The organism is Sorangium sp. So ce1335 (assembly GCF_051521615.1).
Taxonomy (GTDB): domain Bacteria; phylum Myxococcota_A; class Polyangia; order Polyangiales; family Polyangiaceae; genus Sorangium.
Map to the genome: position 1 here is coordinate 11,725,379 of NZ_CP150363.1, position 19,269 is coordinate 11,744,647.

Genomic DNA, 19,269 nt, shown 5'->3' on the forward strand with positions numbered 1-19,269 from the left:
GGGGAGCGGACAACAGAAACAACATCGCGACGGATCGGGCCGACTCTGGCTTGACGTGCTCCGGGCCAGGCCGTAGAGTCAGCGCACCAATGGCCATGGGGAGTCGGCTGTTCGCCCGTAAACCGCTGTCCGTCCTGAAAAAGGAGCTGGAGGGGGAGCACCGCCTCCGGCGCGCCCTCGGGCCGCTCCAGCTCACGAGCCTCGGGATCGGGGCGATCATCGGGACAGGCATCTTCGTACTCACCGGTCAGGCAGCGCACGACAAGGCCGGTCCCTCGCTGATGCTCTCCTTCGTTGTCGCGGGGCTCGCCTGCGTGTTCGCGGCCCTCTGTTACGCGGAGTTCGCGGCGATGGTGCCGGTCGCGGGCTCGGCCTACACGTACGCGTACGCCACGCTCGGCGAGCTGCCGGCGTGGATCATCGGGTGGGATCTCGTCCTCGAGTACGCCGTCGGCTCCGCCGCCGTGGCGCACGGGTGGTCCCATTACTTCCAGGACTTCATCGGGATCTTCGGGGTCGAGCTGCCACGACAGCTCAGGAGCGCGCCGTTCGACTACGATCCGGTGCTCGGCGAGCTCGTGTCCACGGGGGCCATCGTCGATCTCCCAGCGATCCTCGTGACGGTGGCGGTCACGGTGATCCTGCTCAAGGGGATCCGCGAGAGCGCGACGTTCAATGCCGCGATGGTCGTGCTCAAGCTCGCTGTCGTGCTCTTCGTCATCGTCGTCGGCGCGTTCTACGTCGACCCGGACAACTGGCGGCCGTTCGCGCCGTACGGGCTCGGAGGGCTCAGCTTCTTCGGTCACACGATCCTCGGCGAGGTCGGCAAAGGGGGAGAGCCGCTCGGGATGCTCGCCGGCGCCGCGACCATCTTCTTCGCCTACATCGGGTTCGATTCGGTCTCGAACCACGCCGAGGAGGCGAAGAACCCGCAGCGCGATCTCCCCATCGGTATCGTTGTCTCGCTCATCATCTGCACAACCCTCTACGTCGCCGTCGCGGCGGTCCTGACGGGCATGGTGCCCTACACCGAGCTGAGCATCGACGCGCCGGTCTCCGACGCCTTCGCGCGCGTCGGCCTCCCGTGGGCGCAGTTCATCATCTCCCTCGGGGCGATCGCCGGGATCACCTCCGTGCTGCTCGTGCTCATGCTCAGCCAGCCGCGCGTGCTGCTCGCCATCGCCCGCGACGGGCTGCTGCCGAGGAGCTTCTTCGGAGCGGTGCACCCGGTGTTCCAGACGCCGTGGAAATCCACCTTCCTCACCGGGTTCGTCGTCGCCGCCCTCTCGGGGTTCCTCCCGCTGCGGATCCTGGCGGAGCTCGTCAACATCGGGACGCTGCTCGCCTTCCTGTTCGTCTGCGCGGCGGTCCTCGTCATGCGCCGGACGGCGCCGGACGCGCCGCGCCCGTTCCGGGTGCCGTTCTATCCGCTCACCCCGATCCTCGGGATCGCGATCTGCCTCGTCCTGATGTTCTCGCTGCCCAACGAGAACTGGCTGCGCCTCGCGATCTGGCTCCTGCTCGGGTTCGCGCTCTACTTCGGCTACAGCCGCAAGCACAGCAGGTTGGCGGCGAGCCAGTGACGCAGCGCCGCTCGTCGCGGCGCCGCCACGATCGCTCCGCTCAAGGCGGCCCGCTCGATCCGCCCTCCGCCTGCGCCCCGGCCCCGGCGGCGGCCGCGGCGACGGCGCGCGGCACCTCGACCGAGAACGTCGCGCCGCGCCCGGGCGCGCTCTCCACCCGCACGGAGCCGCCGTGCTGCTCCACGATGAGCCGCACGATCCACAGGCCCAGGCCGAACCCGCCGTAGTGCATGACCGACGCCGCACGCTGGAAGCGCTCGAAGATGCGCGCCTGGTCGCCGGGCGCGATGCCGATGCCGCGGTCCTCTACGGCGAACCGGACCCGCTCCGCGTCGGCCTCGACGTGCACGTCGATGGGCGCGCCGGCGCCGTACTTCACGGCGTTCGACAGGAGGTTCGTCACCACCTGCTCCATCCGCGAGCGGTCCCAGCGCACCCGGACCTCCGGGCTCCCGAGCAGCCGGATCGACGAGCCCCGCTCCGGCACCTCCTGGAACCGCTCGATGCCCTCGCGGAGCAGCGCGATCAGGTCGAAATCCTCGACGTGCAGCGACAGCCCGTGCGCGCTGATCCGCGAGACGTCGAGCAGCTCGTTCACGAGGTCGCTCAGCCGGGAGACGCTCCGGTGGATGGTCGAGAGCTTCGCCTCGAGCCGCGGCACGATCTGGCCCGCCTCTCCGCGCCGGATCGCCCGGCGCAGGCTCTCCACCTGGAGGACGAGCGCGGTGAGCGGCGTCTTGAGCTCGTGCGACGCGATGGAGAGGAACTCGTCGCGCACCTGGACCGCCTCCTGGAGGTTCTGGAGGAGCCGCTCGCGATCCTGCTCCAGCCGGAGCCGCTCGGTCTCGTCGCGCGTGTTCATCACGGCGCCGGCGGGCGCGCCGTCCGCGCGGCGCAGCGGCGAGGCGCTCGCGGAGAGCACCCGCACGCATCCGTCCGGCCGCCGGACCTGCCAGCGGGCGATCTCCACCTTCTCCCCGCCCAGGGCGCGGTGGAGCGGGGTCTGCGCCGCGGGCATCGGGGCGCCGTCCGGCGTGAAGAAGCCCGTCGCGCTCGCCCACTCGTCGATCGTCCGCTCGGCGGCCGGCCCGAGCTGCCGCTCGGCCTCCGGGTTCATCAGGCGGACGACGCCGTGCTCGTCCACCATGACGATCCCGTCGCCGCTCTGCCCGACGATGCGCCGGAGCACCGCGTGCTCGGCGGCGCGCCGGGCCTCGCTCCGCTGGAGCGCGTCCTCGGCGCGCTTGCGCTCGATCCCCTGCGCGACCGTGTCGACGATCGCCCCCAGCGCGTCGAGCACGTGCTCGTGCAGGGGCCGGCGCGCGAACATCGCCACGACGCCGATGAGCCGGTCCTCGATGAGCAGGGGATACCCCGCGAAGGACACCATTCCCTCGCGCTGCGCCCATTCCTTCTCGCTCACCTGCGGGTCGTTCGGCACGTCGTTCGTCAGGTGCGGCCGGCGCTCGTGGGCGATGCGGCCGATCTTGTAGGCGCCCACGGGGATGCGGCTGTGGGGGCCGTCGAGGTGCGTGTACATCCCCGCGCTGGCGCGGAGCTCGAGCACCTGCTCGCGCTCGTCGAGCAGCCAGATGCGCGCGAACGCCGCGTCGATGTGCCCCCGGATCGCCTCGGCGCAGCGCTGCACGAGCTCGAGCATCGTCCCGGAGCGGGCCAGCGCCGCGCTCACGTCTGCCCGGAGCGCGCTCATGAGCGCCTGCACGGCGAGGAGCTGCTCGCTCTGCTTCCGCTCCGTGACGTCGACGAACGTGACGATGGCGCCGACGACCTCGCCCTGCCTGAGGATGGGGCGCGACCAGTACTCGACGGGCAGGCCCGTCCTGTCCGCGCGGAAGAGCAGCTCGCCGTCGAGGTGCGCGGGCTCCCCGCTCCGGAGCGTGTTGCAGATCCGACACTCGGACTCGGGCAGCGGCGCGCCGCTCGGCCGCGAGTGGTGGACGAGCGGGTGCATGGCGCGCCCGACGAGCTCCGCCTCGTCGCGGTAGCCGAGCAGCCGCACGCAGGCCCGGTTGGCGAACGTGCACAGCCCGGCGCGATCCAGCCCGTACATGCCCTGCTCGGTCGACTCGAGGAGCGCCTGCATGCGCTCCTCGCCCTCGCGGAGCGCCTCCTCGGCGACCCGCGCCCGCGTCACGTCCGTCGAGATGCCGCGGACGGCGGGCGCCCTGCTGCCGGTCGGGTCCCTGCGGCGGGCGAGCTCGCTGCTCAGCCAGATCGTGCGGCCGCCCTCGGCGAGGAAGCGGTGCTCGATGCGCTCGGTCGCCCCCTCGGCGAGGACCTTGCGCACGAGCGCGAGCAGCTTCGGCCGGTCCTCGGGGTGCTGCTGCCTCCAGAAGAGCCCTTCGTCGGCCGCCCAGCGCTCGGCGGCGTGCCCGAACAGCTCCCTCGCCGGCGCGCGCACCGCCGACAGGTCGAGCGCGTCGCCCCGCACCTCCCAGAGCAGCGCGCCCACCGCGCCGAGGAGCGCCCGCGCGCCGTCGTCGTCGGCCGGCGCGCCCCGCTCGTCCTCGGAAGGGGCCGGGCTCTGCCGGTATGCGTCCGATGGCTCCCGATGCGTGTCGATCACTCGCCCCCGGAGGTCACCCGCCGGACAACCCACCTTCCAGGCTAGCATGTTTGCCGCAGCACGCCTCCGGCGCCCGGGGCCGCGCGAGGCGCGTTGTGCGCGCTGTCAGCTTCTCGTTTTCGTTCTCGTTCTCGTTCTTGGTTGCGGCACACCTCGACCGGCGTACTCGGTTACGGCACACCTCGACCGGCGTGCTCGGTTGCGGCACACCTCGACCGGCGTACTCGGTTACGGCACACCTCGACCGGCGTGCTCGGTCACGGCACACCTCGACCGGCGTGCGGGGTGCGATCGGACGCGACCTCGGCGAGGATGGCGCGGAGGGTCAGGACAGATCGTGCGGCTCGGGATCCGGCTTCAGCTCCTGCTCGCGCTCGGCGCGCTGCTCGTGCTGGCGTTCGTGCCGCTCTTCTTCGCCGTCGCGAGCCTCACGCAGGCCACGATGGGCGGCGTGCGCGCGTCGAGCGCCCGCGCGATCGGCCGGGCCATCGCCGGGCACGTCGCCGCGGCGCGGGCGACCCGGGCCGCGCCGGAGCTGTCGCTGCTGCTCGAGGCGCAGCTCGGGCCGGACGGGGCGTCGGCGATCGGCGTCTACGACGCGGCGGGCGCGCTCGTGGACCGCGCCGGGGAGCCGGAGATCGCGGCCGCGCTGCCCGCATCGGTGGACGCGGGCGCGGAGGTGCTGCGGGCGGTGCGCACGGCGCGCGGGGGCGCGATCCTGGTGGTCGTGCCGGAGCACGCGCGCGCGGAGGGCGCGGCGCCGGCGGGCGGCGGAGGCGCGGCGCCGGCGAGCGGCGGAGGCGCGGCGGGCCCGGTCGCGGTGCTGGTGCCGACGGACCCGTCGACCGTGCCCGCCGCGCCGCTCGTGCGGATCGTCGCGCTCTACACGGGGGTGATGGCGCTCGGGCTGCTCGTGTTCGCGTACATCGCGATGACGCGCCTAGCGGTGCGGCCGATCGACGCGCTGTCGCGGGCCGCGCGCCGCGTGGCCGGCGGCGCGCGCGACCTCGAGGTGCCGCAGGCCGGCGCCCGGGAGCTCGCCGAGCTCGGGGCGAGCCTCGCGCACATGACGAGCCGGCTCCGCGCCGACGAGGAGTCGCTGCGGGCGAAGATCGCGGAGGTCGAGCGCTACGCGGCGGACCTGAAGAGCGCGCAGGAGCGGCTCGTCCGCTCGGAGCGGCTCGCCTCGGTGGGGCGGCTCGCGGCGGGGCTTGCGCACGAGATCGGCAACCCGATCGCGGCGATCCTCGGCCTCCAGGAGCTGCTGCTCGCGGGGGGCCTGACGCCGGCCGAGGAGCGCGACTTCGTCGAGCGGATGAAGCGGGAGACGGAGCGCATCCACAGGACCTTGCGCGACCTGCTCGACTTCGCGCGGCCGGCGGCGCCCGACGCGGGCGGCGCGGGTGACACGGGCGACGCGCCCTCCGGCTCGGTGGCGGACGCGCTCGATGACGTGCTCTCGCTGGTGGCGCCGCAGAAGGCGTTCCGCGGGGTCGAGCTCCTTCGCGACGTCGCGCCCGGCGTGCCGCGCGTGCCGCTGTCGCACGGGCGGCTCGTGCAGGTGCTCTTGAACCTGCTCCTCAACGCGGCCGACGCGGTGCCGCGCGCCGGCGGGCGCGTGTGGGTGCGCGCGTCGCGGGGCGCGGACGGGGGCGCGCGGATCGAGGTCGAGGACAACGGGCCGGGGATCGCCGAGGCGGTGCGCGAGACGCTGTTCGAGCCGTTCATCACGACGAAGGAGGTCGGCGAGGGGACGGGGCTCGGGCTCGCCGTGTGCCGTGGGCTCGTGGAGGCCGCGGGCGGCGCGATCGGGGTCGAGCGCGGCGAAGGGGGCGGGGCGCGGTTCGTCGTGTCGCTGCCGGCGGCGTCGGCCAGCGGATAGGACCGATCGATCACCGCGGGCTCCCGTCGGGCAGCGCTGGTCCTGTCGACGACCTCCTTCGAGCGGCCGGCGGCTCGGCCACGTGGGACGAGCCGCCCTCGAGCCGCGCGTCGCCCGCGCCGCGCCTGGGCGCTACTCCTCGACGGCGCCCGGCAGCCACCACGAGGCGACCGCGAGCTCGCCGTCGAACGGCGGCAGCACGGCGCACGCGTCGTCCTGCGCGGTCGCCGTGAGCGCCGGCCTTCCGCCGACGGTCTCGAACACCTCGACGAGCCGGCGCATCGGATCGACGATCCAGCTCCAGCCGACACCAGACCGGGCGTACAGCGGCAGCTTCACCGCCACGTCGTCACGCGCCGTGCGCGGGGACAGGACCTCGCAACACCAGTCCGGCAGCACGGTCAGCGGATTCTCGTCCGGCAGCTCGGGGACACGCTCGACGCGGAAGCCGCACAGGTCGGGTACGACGAGCCGGCCGCCCGGGAAACGGATCTCGGTCTCGGGCTCGATCCACCAGCCGGTGCCGCCCACGTTCGCGTCGAACGGCACGAGGCCGTGCAGGCAGAGCCTGGCCGCGCGGCGATGGCGCTTGCCGGGCCGCGACATCGTGCGGAGGACGCCGGGCTCCAGGATCTCGCCGGTCAGGTGCTCGGGGAGGGCACGGATGCGCTCGTAGAGCTCCTCGAAGGTCAGCGAGGCCTCGGCGGGTTGACCCATGGGCCACGAGGGTATCCGATCGTGGGCGGGGCGCGAGCGGTCGATGGCGTGCCCCGAGAGACCACCGACGACGCTGCGCGTTCGCTCTTCTCGAGACGGTTCGCCATCACCGCCAGCACATCGAGCTCCTCGACGAGCTCCCGTCTCGTGGCGAGACGTCGCTGTTCGGTCGCAACGCTCGGGGCGGCTCCGGAGGCCGCGAGGGTTGACGGCCTCTCCGGCTTACCCGACACTCGCGGCCTCGAGGGGGCGCCGTGGATCCGACAAAGCTCCGAGCCGTCGTCAGCTCGTTCCCGCGGCTCGCGCAGACGGAGGACGCCCAGCTCCGCGCCTTCCTGCGCGACCGGTTCGGGCAGCAGGGCGAGATCTCCATCGAGCGGGCGCAGAAGGTCCGCGACGTGCTGCGCGCGCTCTGCGAGGCGATGTCGGGCGACGGCGTCGAGCGCTGGGATCAGGTGGACCGCGCGCACGCCATCTTCTACGCCCCGCCGCCGGAGCAGCGCGACGACCCGGCGCCGCCGGAGAAGAACGATGAGCTGCCGCCGGAGAAGAACGAGCAGGCCAGCGCGCCTCCCCCGGCGATTCCCACCTACCAGCTCGTCGCCGAGGCGCGATCTCGGTCGCCGCTGGGCGCTGCGCCGCCGCTAGACGCCGCGCCGCCGCTGGGCGCTGCGCCGCCGCCGCTGGGCGCTGCGCCGCCGCTAGACGCCGCGCCGCCGCTGGGCGCTGCGCCGCCGCCGCTGGGCGCTGCGCCGCCGCCGCTGGGCGCTGCGCCGCCGACGGCGCCCGGCGCGGCGGCGGCGTCCGGTGAGATCAACGAGACGCTCCCCGCGACCGACGGCCCGCTCCCGCCGGCGCTGCCGTTCAAGGAGGGGGCCGCGGTGCTGCCGCCGCCCAAGGGCGCGCCCCGCGGCAGGGCGGAGGGGGAGCGAAAGACGCTCGCCGTCGCCGCACAGCCGTCCGCCCCCGCGCTGCCCTTCGTCAAGGCGGCCGCCCAGACGGGGTGGGATCCCGAGCGGAGCCTCCACGACGCCCGATCGTCGCCCTCGGCCGCGGCGCCGCAGGCGCCCGGCGCCCAGAGCGCGCCCGGCGCCCAGAGCAGGCCCGTGGCGCCCGGCGCGACGCCGGCATCGACCCCCGGCGCGGCAGAGCGCCCCGTCGACCTCCCCCTCGAGCACTACGCGGCGCTCTGCGTGGAGCTCGAAGCGCGCCCCGGCGAGCGCGCGGCGGTGCTCGCAAAGTACAGGATCCACACTGAATCCGCCCGAGACGGCGTCGAGCGGGTGTGGGCACACCGCTTCCAGCACGATCCCGCGGCCGCGCAGCGTTTCCGGCAGGTCCTCGCGCACTACCGCGGCTTGCTCGCGCGCGGCGGCCGCTGACCGGGAGCGCGCGCGATCGGGCCGGAATCGGGCCGGCGGGAACGGCGGGCGCGGCCTTCGTCCGCGCTTCGAAACGAGCGTTCGCTGGGATATCGTGCGGCGCGAATGAGCGATCGGCCGGATCACGTCTTTTCGTTGCGCGTCGGCGATCTGCCCGATGCCCCGCTCACCGTCCACGCATTCCGCGGCCAGGAGCTGCTCAATGGGCTGTACGAGCTCACCATCGACGTGACGACGGAGGCCGAGGACGTCGCGCTCGAGGAGCGCGCCCCCGGCAGCCCCGCCCGCCTCGAGATCCGCCACGGCGACAGGCGGCGGGCGTTCCACGGCATCATCGCCGCGGCGCGCGCGGACGGGTATCGACGGACGCAGACGACGCGGGCCGCGCAGTACCAGGTGAAGCTCGCGCCGCGCGCCTGGTTGCTCGGGCTGCGGCGCAACTCGCGCGTCTTCCAGAACGTGCGCGTCGACGAGGTGGTGCGCGCGATCCTGCGACAATACATGATCCCCTCGCGCTGGCGGCTCGAGGGCCGATATCCGGCGCGCGAGTACTGCACGCAGTACGAGGAGACGGATCTCGATTTCATCCTGCGGCTGACCGCCGAGCACGGCATCGGCTTCCATTTCGAGCAGCGCGCCGGCGATCCGGACGCGCCGCTCGGCTTCGGCGCCCAGGCGATCTTCGAATACGCCCGGAGCCTCGCGCTGGGCGGCGAGGCCGAGGGCGCCGCGCTGGGCGCGCTGGGCGCGGCGGTGGACGCAGGGCGAGGCGCCGCGCTGGGCGCGCTGGGCGGCGCCGCTGCCGGGTGGCTCGAGGGCGCCGCGCTCCCGTGGCCGTGCGAGGTCATGGTCTTCACCGACAGCGCGGCCTGGTACCCGCCGCTCACGCTGGGCGACGCGCCGGCGCCGGAGATGCCGGTCTCCCACTTCCGGGACGGGCTCCCGAGGCCGCCGGAGGGGCTCCCGAGGCCGCCGGAGGGGCTCCCGCAGCCCGAGGGGCGGGCGGGCGCGGTGCTCCACGTGCGGCCCGACGCCGGCGCGCTGCAGTGGCCGGGCGAGGACACCGTGCTCGCGTTCGCGCGCGGCCGCGAGGTCACGACGCGCTCCGCCGCATTCCGCTCGTACGATCCGCGGCGGCCGCACGTGGTGCTCGGCGCGGCGAGGGACGCCCGGGAGAGCGCGCTGCTCGCCGGCGCCGCAGGGGCGCTCGGCGACGTCGCGCGGGGCGGCGCCGCAGGGGCGCTCGGCGGCGTCGCGCAGGTCGGCGCCGAGGCGCTGCAGCAACCCGACGCCGCGGGGGCGCTCGGCGGCCTCGCGGAGCACGGGATCGAGGCGGCGCGCCGGGGCGGGCTGGAGATCGCCGACGGGCTCGGCGGCGTGGAGCGGCCGGGCGAGATCTACGAGCACCACAGCAGCTTCCTGTTCCCCGACTGGCACCACGAGCGCGGCGAGCCCGACCGCATCCTGCGCAGCGCCCGCCGGGGCCGGGACGTCGCCTCCGGCGAGAGCGCCTGCCACTGGCTCGCCCCCGGGCACCGCTTCGAGCTCGAGGACCACGAGATCGCGCGGCTCAACCGCGGCTGGGTGCCGATCGCCGTCGTCCACGAGGGGTGGGCCCCGACGTCGCCCGGGCACACGGGGCGCACGTACACGAACCGCTTCGAGTGCGTCCCGTCGGACGTGCCGTACCCGCCCGAGCGTCCGCCGCGCCGCTCGGTGCAGGTCTGCCTCACGGCGACCGTGGTGGGCGGCGGCGCGACCGGGATCCACACGGACCCGGGCGCCCACATCCGCGTGCGCTTCCACTGGGACCGCGAGCGCCGCGCCGCCGGCCACGACTCGTGCTGGGTGCGGGTGATGCAGCCGTGGGCCGGCGTCGGCTGGGGCACGCAGTTCATCCCGCGCGTGGGGATGGAGGTCGTCGTGACCTTCGAGGGCGGCGACCCCGACAAGCCGCTGGTGCTCGGCTGCGTCTACAACGGCACGAGCCCGCCGCCGTTCCCGCTGCCGCAGAACGCGACGCGCAGCGGCATCCGCACGCAGAGCACGCCAGGGGCCGGCGGCGCGAACGAGCTCTGGTTCGAGGACGCGGCCGGGCAGGAGCGCGTGTACGTGCACGCCCAGAAGGACCTCGAGATCGCGGTCCGCAACGACCGCATCGCGCACGTCGATCGCGACGAGCTCATGACGGTGGCGCGGGATCAGCGGCTGCGCGTCGACGGCGAGGCGCACGCGCGCGTCCGCCGGAGCCGCGAGACGCGGGTCGACGAGGACGATCGCCTCCACGTGGAGGGCAACCGGTCGTCGCGGACGCAGGGGAACGCGAGCGAGCACGTCGCGCAGGACCGCAGCGTCCACGTGGGCGGCCGCTCGCGCGCCGAGCTCGCGGGGCAGCACGATCTCCTCGCGAAGAGCGACGTGATCGAGCGCATCGCGGGGAACTTCGTGCGCGTCGTCGGCAAGGCCGAGGCGAAGCGGTCGCACGTCACCCACGTCGAGGGGAAGCTCCACTCGTCCGGCGACACCGTCGAGATCGAGGCCGAGCAGGGCATCGTCCTGCGCTGCGGCAAGAGCGAGATCCGGATGACCGCGGGCAAGATCCAGGTGTCTTCGCCCGAGATCGTCCTGCAGGGCGACCGCGCGCGCATCCGCCTGATGGAAGGCGAGCTGCGCGCGCAGGCCGACAGCAAGATCCAGGCGGTGTCCGACCAGATCCTGCTGAAGTCGTCGGGGGCCGGGATCGGGCTGTCGTCCGAGGCGGCGGTCGAGGGGAGCCGCATCCTCTTGAACTCGCCGCAGAGCGCGAGCGACACGGTGGAGGAGAGCCGGGTGGAGCCGACGGTCATCGAGCTCCGCGACGAGGACGGCCAGCCGATCCCGAACCAGCCGTTCCGCGTCGCGCTCGAGGACGGCTCGGAGGTGGCCGGCGTGCTCGACGAGGACGGCCGCGCCGTGCTGGAGCTCGAGGGCGGCGGCGAGGTCTATTTCCCGGGGCTCGTCGACGTGAGGCAGGAGTAGCGCGATGAGCAAGCCTGCGGCCAAGCAAGGGGATCGCGTCTCCGCGACCGACACGCACATCGTCATGGTGCCCTCGGCCTCGGGGGCGGTGCCCACGCCGACGCCGCTCTCGTTCGAGGGGCTCATCGACGCGGGGCTGAGCGCGACGGTGCTCATCGACGAGCAGGCGGCCGCCGTGCAGGGGAGCCAGGCGCACAACGTGCCGCCGCACGTGGCGCCGAGCGGGACGTTCCAGCGGCCGCCGTCGAACGAGGCGACGGTTCAGACCGGGAGCGCCACGGTGCTCATCGACGACAAGCCGGCGGCGCGCGACGGGGACACGGCGCTGACGTGCAACGACCCGGCGGACGCGCCGGTGGGGCGCGTGGTGGTGGCGAGCAGCACGGTGGTGATCGGGGATTGAGCGTCGGTCGCGGCAGGTAGCTCGTCCGGCGACGCGTGCTGTTCGAGCACGCACGATCAGACCAGGGACACCGACCGCTTTACAGCCCAAAGGCCCGCGGATCTCCCGTCAGCGCTATGCTCCGGGGATCGAGGTATGTCGTGAATGCCTCGATGACCGACTCCGAGACGCGCATGTCCCTCAGTCGCTGCCGGACATTCGTGGAGTCGATGAGCCCCACGTACACTGGGACGAAGGCCGCGCTGCCGCGCACGAGCCGCTCGAAACCCTCGTAGCGCCTTCTGAGCGCCCCATTGTGCCTGAGGACGCGGGCGACCAACGACTGCTCCTTGCATTCCTCGAGCAGGGCGAGAACGGCGCGGCGACTCTCGGGCAAGTCCTGGAGCATGTCAAAGATCACCTGCGCGATCGTCGTGCCCGCGATGACGACCGCGCCCGCGAGGGCCACCGCCGGTCCGCCGAAGAGCACCATGGCGCCTCCGACGCTGAGGGCGGCGGCGAACAGGCCGTCCGCGACGCGGTCCTCCACGAAGATCAGGTATATCGCGTTCGCGGCGTTCGCGACGATCATGATCGCCGCGCTCACGTGGCCGAGCGCGCCCGCGATTCGTTGCCATCCGCCGCTCTCGCCGAAGCGCACGAACATCCCGATGACGCTCGACACCGTGTTCGCTCCGCCTGAGGCGAGCTGCGCGTAGTACACGTACGAGCTCACGGACGACCACGACATCGGCTCGTCGGGCATGCTGAGCCCTGTGCTGACCAGGCCGATGAGGCTCACGACCGCGAGCGCAGAGCACCACCCGCGGCCTGACTGGAAGCGGCCGTTGATCCGGTCCGCGATGTCCTCGACGTCATCGAGGCTGCGCGCGGCCATGATGTCCGCTCGCAACTGGCTCTCCTCGAGCTGCGCGTACGCTGCGAGCTGGCGGATGCGGCGGGTGACGTGGGGTGGCTCGCGGAAGGGGAGGCTCATCCCGGGCCGGACGACGTGGATATGACGTAGATCGCGGAGGCCAGTGATCTGCAATATCGCGCCTGCCACGGATGGCGGGCCCGGCAGGTTGCCGACGATCGTGGTGCCCATCGCTCCGATCGCGGCGGCGGCGCTGAGGAAGCGCGCTGCCGTATCCGACGGAAGTCCGACGTCCGACGCCGCAAGGGACATCAGCGTCTCGAGCGCGTTGTCTCCGCGCACGGGATTGATCCGCGACCGTGCAGCCGGTCCGTCGGACATGTGGCGCTCGAGCGCGCGCTCGATCACCTCCCCGACCCTCTCCTCGAACTCCGGGACCTGCGAGAGCTGGGCGTAGGCGTCGGCCACGATCCCGCAGATGCGCTCGCGCACTGTCTCGGTCTCGTTCACGACGACGTCGTGCTCGATGTACGCCCTCTCCGAGAGCTCGTTGAAGCGGTGGGACTGCACTTTCGACCAGAGAGCCGCAGCGATCCTGGCGCGGCGGCTGGTGAGGCCAGGGAAGACGGCGCGCACCGTCGGATGGTCGTCCAAGGCATCGCTGAGCCCTCGGACGAGCTCGCCGAGCGGATCGAGCAAAGGATCCACGTTCGGCGCGCCGGGCTGTTCTCCCATCACGCGGATGAGGATCTCGGCGACGTGCAGGTGCTTCAGCTGCTGGAGGTACCTCATGACCCCCGCGCTGAAGTCCTGATTGCATCGCTGAAGCGATCGTATCAGCTCATCCATCGGGATGAGGTGGTCGAGGTAGAGCTCATCCACCCAATCGTCGACGGACACACAGGTCGAGCAGCTCGTCGGGTTGCCGAACGGCCTCGCTTCGTACTGGATGAGCGGAGCTGCGTGGATGGGTCGGCCGATCGCGCGGAGCGGCCACGGGATCATCAGGAAGGAGTCGACCCTCAAGCGCACGTCGCCGAGCTGCTCCGGCGGCACGTCGGCCGAAATGGACCCGTGGCGCACGTTGTCTTCGAGGTAGCGGTTCCGGAAGTGGCAGTTGAGAACGTGCTCCCACAGGAACTCAGGCGTCAATTCGGAACTTCGTGGTCCCGTGGACCGGTAGTCCGTCCGGGGATCCCGATCGCGCGGGGCGGTCGCGATCGCAGCGGCGCGCACGGCCGTATCGTTCCTGGTGCGCGCCACCTCTGCGAGCGTCGTACCCGCCCGGACCGAATACCGCTCCCACTCGTGATCCATCACAGACGGCGGAAGCGGCAGGTAGATGACCATGCCCGCGCGCGGGACCGGGTGCTCCGTGTCCGAAGAAAGCTCCAGCGTGCCTGGGTTCTCCGACACCAGCTCCCCGTAGGAGATTCCATACCGCGCGCCGATCTCCTCGAAGGTCGCGTCGAACCGCGTCGTCTGGTAGGGCCAGCGACGCACGGCGAGGGGGGCTCGGTGCGTCATGACCCGTGGCCTGCGTGCGACATCACCTCAACTCCCGTGCACGTCGACGAGCCTCTCGCGCGTCGACCGATCTGCGTACCCCGTCACCTCCAGGCCGTGATCCCGCTGAAATGCCCTGATGGCACGGGCGTCGCGCTCGTGCGATAGCGGCGGCTCCCCGCGGCCGATCCAGCGCCCGAAATAGCCGAGGTGGCGCAGGCGCTGGCGCACCCCGCTGTCCTCGTTGACGGGATCGAGATGGCCGATGCGGACAGGGTGGACGACGCCGCGGTTGACGAGCTCCAGCGTCACCTCCTGGGTCGTGATGGGCGCGCGGAAGCGCACCTGTCCGCGGTCGTCGGTCTGTCCTGCCTGTGCGCCGCCGGGCAGGCCCTCGATCACATAGGGCTCGTGGGCGAGCGCGACGCCGCCGCTGCCGAGCGCGATGGCGATCTCCACCATCGGCACGCGCGCGCGATAACGGTTGACCGCGCGCGCTTCGACCGGCGTTCCGGGGCGTGCCGTCGCAGGGATGCAGAGATGATCACCCGGCGCGAGCATGGAAGGGTCCGGACGCCGCTCGCGGATCTCGACGTTTCGTTCGTCATTCCAGACTTCCTCGGCGTCGAAGCCATGCTTGTGCGCGAGCTGATCGAGATATTCGCCCTGCCGAACGACATGGATCGTCATGGTCGAATCACCTCAGAACCGCCCCACCACGCTCGCGCCGAGCGGCCCGATCGACACGCCGACCTGCGCGGCGGCGGGCTCGCTGCGCGACGGGGCCGTGAAGAACAGGACCGCGCCGCCGGCGAGGGCGAGCCCCGCGCCGACGAACGCGATCGTCGAGACGCGCGCTGCGTCGAGGCTCTCTCCCCGCAGACGGAGCCCCTCGGGATCGCAGACGTCCTGCGCGTCGCAGTGGCCGTCGTTCGACGCGTCGCGCTTGGCCATCGCATGGATGCCGAAGCCCGCGCCCACCGCGGCGGCCGCGAGTCCCGCGCCGCCCACGACGAGGCCGAGCACCCGCTGCGCCGGCCAGCGCGCCGCATCGGCCGCGGAGGGCGGCGCGGGGCGCGGCGCCGCCGCGGGAGGCGGCGTCGCCGCGGCGGCCGCCGGCGCTCCGGGCGCCTCCTCGAGCGGCGGCACGTCGAGGGCGACCGTCGTGCCCGGCGCGCTCGCGTCGACCTCGCGGCGCCACGGCTTCTTGCCGGTCGCCGTCACCACGATCGTGTGCCGCCCCGGATCCACCGGCACCGCGGCGCCCCATTGCGGCGGGCCGACGAGCGATCCGTCGCGCTCGACGCGCAGATCCGGCACCGACCGGAGCGCGTCGGGGATCCGGATCGAAAGGCGCACGAGCGACGGCGCGATGAGCTCGGCGCGCTCGCGCGCGTAGCTGGCGCGCGCGCTTTGGCCCGCCGCCTCGGCCAGATCCCCGACCTGCACGTACAGGGTCCACGCGCTCGCCGTGCGGCCCAGCCCCTCGAGGCACTCGGCGAGGTAGTACTGTGTCCCGATCGAGGGATCGAGCCGCTGGCTCTCCTCGAGCTTGGGGCACGCCTCGGCATGTTGGCCCGCCGCCGCGAGCGCGCGCGCCTCATCGAAGAGCGCCTGCGCGGCAGCCTGATCCTGGGCCGATACCGGCTGCGCTGCGGCCGGCGCCGCCGCGAGCGCGGTCGCCACCGCGAGCGTGCCCGCCGCGGCGAGCGCCGCGACCTGCGAGCGCGTGCGCCACCGGGGTCCCGTCCGCTGCGTCACTTGCGCCTCCCTCCGAACGGATTCTCCGCCGGATCGGGCGGCGTACGCTGCGTGGACGTGGCGCCTGGGGCGACCACCCGGCGGCCGCCGGAAGCGGTGGGCGCGGGGGCTCGCGGCGGAGCGGGCGCGAGCGCGCGCGGTGCGGCGGTCGCGGGCGCCTGCTGGGCGCCGACCGGGGCCGCAGGCTCCTGCTGCGCAGCGCCCGCGGGCTCCTGCTGCGCGGCGGTCGACGGTGCGCTGGGCGCCGCGCTCGCGGGCGCGCTCGGCGTGAGCGTCGGGCGCGGGTCCGCCGTGGGCGCGGGCTCCGACGCGGCCGCGGCCGGCTCCGGGACTGCCGCGGTGACGCTCGACTCGCCGGTGGGCCCGGGCCCGGACGGCGCCCGGCGCGCCCACAACGCGAACACGGCCCCGGCGGCGAGCGCGACCGCGGCGAGCGCAACCACGGCGCGCCCCGGCCCGCGCGCCGGGTGCCCCCCGGCCGTCGTCGGGCTCGGCGTTGCGTCCTGGGGCGGCGCGCTCGCCCGCCGACCCGGCCCGCCCTGCTGCGGCGGCGTTCCGTTCGCGGTCGTCACGTGCGGCGTCGCCGCCGCGGCCGGCGCGAGCGCGGGCGTCGCGCCCTCCGGTGGCCCGCCCAGCGCCGGCGCCGCGCCCTCCGGTGGCCTGCCCGGCGCTCCCATCGCGCCCTCCGGCACCGCCGGCTGGGCGGACGCGAACGGCGCGAGCGCCGCCGCGAGCTGCGCCGCCGTCGCGAAGCGCCGCGCCGGCTCGCGCTGCAGGCAGCGGAGGATCACCTGCGCCAGCCCCGGCGGCAGATCGGGCCGCGCCTGCTCGGGGGGCGTCGGCTCGCCGAAGAGCACCTTCATGCCGAGCTCGGACGGCGTCGACGCGCGGAACGGCACCGTGCCCGTGACGAGCTTGTACAGGATGACGCCGAGCGCCCAGATGTCCGCGCGCGCGTCCACGCTCCGCGCCGACGTCATCTGCTCCGGCGCCATGTAGCTCGGCGTCCCGAGGGCGACCTCGGTGCGCGTCAGCTCCTCGCCGAGCAGCTTGGAGATGCCGAAGTCGAGGATCTTCGTGCACGTGGAGCCGTCCGGCTGGCGCGCCGCGAACAGGTTGCTCGGCTTGAGATCGCGGTGGACGATGCCGAGCGCGTGCGCCTCGCCGAGCGCCTCGCACGTCTCGATGACGTGGCGGACCGCGCGCGGGGGATCCATCGGCCCCTCGCGCTCGACGATCGACGCGAGATCGCGGCCGTCGAGCCATTCCATCACGAGGTACGGCGCGCCCGAGGGGAGCCGGTCGGCGTCGGTCACGCGCACGACGTGACGGCTCTTGATCTTCGCGGCCGCGCGCGCCTCGCGCAGGAACCGCTCGATGATGACCGCATCGCCGGCGAGCTCGTCGCGGAGCACCTTGATCGCGACGGGCTCGTCGAGGTGCAGGTGCCACGCGCCGACGACGAGGCCCATTCCCCCCTGCCCGAGCACCCGCTCGACGCGGTACTTGCCCGCGAGCACGCTGCCGGGCGCCACCTCGAGGCCTGCCATGCCGCTCCCCGTCGCTCCTCCGGACATTCGCTCTCTGGAGGCTACAGGGGGGTGGAGGGGGATAACAGCGGTTTCTGTCAGGCACACGGAGACACCGCGCATGGTAAATAGGCGCGATGCGTCGATCTCGAGGACATCGAGCGGCCTCTTTCGCCCTGTGTGTATCCGGTCTCGGCACGATGGGTTGTGCCGAGATCCTCGGCGTGAATGAGGGCAAGCCTCGCCCCGCCGGGGTCGGCGGCCAGGGCGGAGGAGGCGGCGATCCCGGAGAGGGCGGCGCCGGCGTCGGAGGAAGCGGCGCCGGGGCGAGCGGCACCGGGGGAGGCGGCGCCGGCACCGGGGGAGGCGGCGCCGGCACCGGGGGAGGCGGCGGCGGCACCGGGGGAGGCGGCGGCGCCGCGCCCGCGCCGCCCACCGCGCCGCGCGTGCTGTTCACCGATCTCGAGTCGGGGCCGGCGGGGGCCTACGTCACCCTGTACGGCGTGCGGCTCGTCGAGGAAGGCGGCGCCGCGCCCGAGGTGACCTTCGACGGCGCGCCCCTCGCGCCCGTCCTCGCGCGCGACGGCGCATCGAACGACGACGTCGCGCGCGCGCTCGACGTCATCGTCGTGCGCATCGGCCCCGAGGCGCCCCCGGGCGCCGCGGACATCGTCGTGCGGCGCGGCGGCGTGGCGAGCGATCCGGTCCCGTTCACGGTGCGGTCCGGGTCGATCCGGTACGTCGACGCCAGCGGCGGGGACGACGAGAGCCCGGACTGCGCGGAGGCGGCGCCCTGCGCCTCGCTCGGCAAGCTCGCCAGCGTGCTCGCGCCGGGCGATGTGGCCTATGTCCGGGAGGGCGACTACCCGGGCGATTCCACGTGCGGCGTCGATGACGCCGGTCAGGCGATCGCGTGCGCCCTGCCCCTCACGGATCTCGCGCGCCCCGGCACGGCGGATCGCCCCATCGCCGTCGTCGGTCATCCAGGCGAGCGCCCGCGCCTCGGCCTGCTCGACGTGCCGGCGGACGCGGATTTCCGCCACGTGGCGTTCGGCGTCGCCGACGCCGGCCACGTCGTCCTCGCCAACCTGGTGCTCACCGACGCCGGCGTCGGCGGTCTCGTCCGCGATACCGAGAGCCTCCGCGTGGTCGGCTGCGGCTTCGACCGCCTCGGGGCCGACGGGATCTACCTGCGCGATGACGTCGCGGCCCTCACGGTCCTCGGATCGACGTTCACCGGCATCGAGACGTCGGGCGTGCACACGTGCCACGCGACAAGGGCCGTCGCCGAGGTGGGGTTCTGCGAGTTCCAGGGCATGAGCGCGCCTGTCTGGGTCGACCCCACGAGGGCGCTCGACGTGCGCCTCCACGGCAGCCGCGTCCGGGCGACCCCGCTGCTCGACCTCGCGGGCAACGCGTGCCCTCCGTCGAACACGAGCCCGATCGGCCGGGTCGCGGTGTTCAACAACGTGCTCGACGGCGCCCCCTACGCGCTCATCCTCCCGAAGGAGAGCACCCACGGCGCCGAGGTCCTCTTCTTCAACAACACCCTCCACCAGCCCCAGTGCGCCTTCCGCCGCGAGGATCCGGCCACCTCGCCCGTGCCCGGCGGCGAGGCCATCCACGTCCGCAACAACATCATCGCCCCGAACCGCGGGCCGTACTTCTGCTTCCACGACGAGGGTGTCGTCACGCCGGCCGACGATGTCGGCCTCGTGGGCAGCCACAACGTCTTCTGGGGCGGCGCGGGCGCGGTCCCCGAGGCGCTCGGCACGACGGCGGATCCCCTGCTCGTCGGCGCAGGCGACCTCTCGCTCTCGCCGGACAGCCCCGCCGCGAACGCGGGCACCGACGCGCTCGGCGGCAGCGCCTCCACGCTGCCTCCATTCGATCTCACCGATCTCACCGATTACGGCGGCCTGCCGCGCGTGCTCGGCGACGGCATCGACATCGGCGCGCACGAGCGCGTGCCCGAGTAGCCGCGCCGTCGCGCTCCCGCGCCGTCGCGCTCCCGCGCCGTCGCGCTCTCCCGCGCCGCCGCGCTT

General features: G+C 73.7%; 12 protein-coding genes. 6 read left to right on the forward strand and 6 right to left on the reverse strand.

Going from position 1 to position 19,269, the window contains the following annotated elements; all coding sequences use genetic code 11:
* The first annotated feature begins 95 nt into the window (after positions 1 to 95).
* Positions 96 to 1,583: an amino acid permease gene (locus WMF24_RS43870; protein ID WP_437738927.1), complete on the forward strand. Its 1,488-nt coding sequence runs from the start codon at positions 96 to 98 to the stop codon at positions 1,581 to 1,583.
* A 40-nt stretch (positions 1,584 to 1,623) separates the two neighbouring features.
* On the opposite strand, the gene WMF24_RS43875 is transcribed toward WMF24_RS43870, so the two are convergent.
* Positions 1,624 to 4,170: a PAS domain S-box protein gene (locus WMF24_RS43875; RefSeq protein ID WP_437733438.1), complete on the reverse strand. Its 2,547-nt coding sequence runs from the start codon at positions 4,168 to 4,170 to the stop codon at positions 1,624 to 1,626.
* A 337-nt stretch (positions 4,171 to 4,507) separates the two neighbouring features.
* Between WMF24_RS43875 and WMF24_RS43880 the strand changes: the two genes are divergently transcribed.
* Positions 4,508 to 6,052 carry an ATP-binding protein gene (locus WMF24_RS43880; RefSeq protein ID WP_437733439.1) on the forward strand — a complete coding sequence of 515 codons (1,545 nt, stop codon included), beginning with the start codon at positions 4,508 to 4,510 and terminating at the stop codon, positions 6,050 to 6,052.
* A 132-nt stretch (positions 6,053 to 6,184) separates the two neighbouring features.
* On the opposite strand, the gene WMF24_RS43885 is transcribed toward WMF24_RS43880, so the two are convergent.
* Positions 6,185 to 6,769 carry a Uma2 family endonuclease gene (locus WMF24_RS43885; protein WP_437733440.1) on the reverse strand — a complete coding sequence of 195 codons (585 nt, stop codon included), beginning with the start codon at positions 6,767 to 6,769 and terminating at the stop codon, positions 6,185 to 6,187.
* Between the two features lie 254 nt (positions 6,770 to 7,023).
* Here WMF24_RS43885 and WMF24_RS43890 point away from each other — a divergent pair, with 254 nt between their 5' ends.
* The 3 genes from WMF24_RS43890 to WMF24_RS43900 all read left to right on the forward strand — a co-directional run bounded on the left by WMF24_RS43890 (position 7,024) and on the right by WMF24_RS43900 (position 11,572).
* Complete coding sequence (locus WMF24_RS43890) at positions 7,024 to 8,151, forward strand: hypothetical protein (protein ID WP_437733441.1); 1,128 nt, start codon at positions 7,024 to 7,026, stop codon at positions 8,149 to 8,151.
* A gap of 105 nt (positions 8,152 to 8,256) precedes the next feature.
* Positions 8,257 to 11,169 (forward strand): type VI secretion system tip protein TssI/VgrG, encoded by a 2,913-nt coding sequence (gene tssI / locus WMF24_RS43895; RefSeq protein ID WP_437733442.1) that lies wholly within the window; start codon positions 8,257 to 8,259, stop codon positions 11,167 to 11,169.
* 4 nt (positions 11,170 to 11,173) lie between these two features.
* On the forward strand, positions 11,174 to 11,572 hold the full coding sequence (locus WMF24_RS43900) for a PAAR domain-containing protein (protein WP_437733443.1): 399 nt from the start codon (positions 11,174 to 11,176) through the stop codon (positions 11,570 to 11,572).
* A gap of 79 nt (positions 11,573 to 11,651) precedes the next feature.
* Here the strand turns inward: WMF24_RS43900 and WMF24_RS43905 are convergent, their stop codons facing one another.
* From WMF24_RS43905 to WMF24_RS43920, 4 genes are read right to left on the reverse strand one after another with little or no spacing between them, the layout of a single operon-like run.
* Positions 11,652 to 13,955, reverse strand: coding sequence for a hypothetical protein (locus WMF24_RS43905; protein ID WP_437733444.1), 2,304 nt, complete (start codon positions 13,953 to 13,955; stop codon positions 11,652 to 11,654).
* Between the two features lie 27 nt (positions 13,956 to 13,982).
* Positions 13,983 to 14,624, reverse strand: a complete 642-nt coding sequence (locus tag WMF24_RS43910; RefSeq protein WP_437733445.1) for a peptidoglycan-binding domain-containing protein — start codon at positions 14,622 to 14,624, stop codon at positions 13,983 to 13,985.
* A 12-nt stretch (positions 14,625 to 14,636) separates the two neighbouring features.
* On the reverse strand, positions 14,637 to 15,695 hold the full coding sequence (locus tag WMF24_RS43915; RefSeq protein ID WP_437733446.1) for a hypothetical protein: 1,059 nt from the start codon (positions 15,693 to 15,695) through the stop codon (positions 14,637 to 14,639).
* Positions 15,692 to 17,245 carry a serine/threonine-protein kinase gene (locus WMF24_RS43920; RefSeq protein WP_437733447.1) on the reverse strand — a complete coding sequence of 518 codons (1,554 nt, stop codon included), beginning with the start codon at positions 17,243 to 17,245 and terminating at the stop codon, positions 15,692 to 15,694. Before WMF24_RS43920 ends, WMF24_RS43915 begins: the two co-directional genes overlap by 4 nt.
* A gap of 179 nt (positions 17,246 to 17,424) precedes the next feature.
* Here WMF24_RS43920 and WMF24_RS43925 point away from each other — a divergent pair, with 179 nt between their 5' ends.
* On the forward strand, positions 17,425 to 19,203 hold the full coding sequence (locus WMF24_RS43925; protein WP_437733448.1) for a hypothetical protein: 1,779 nt from the start codon (positions 17,425 to 17,427) through the stop codon (positions 19,201 to 19,203).
* Positions 19,204 to 19,269: the final 66 nt, after the last annotated feature.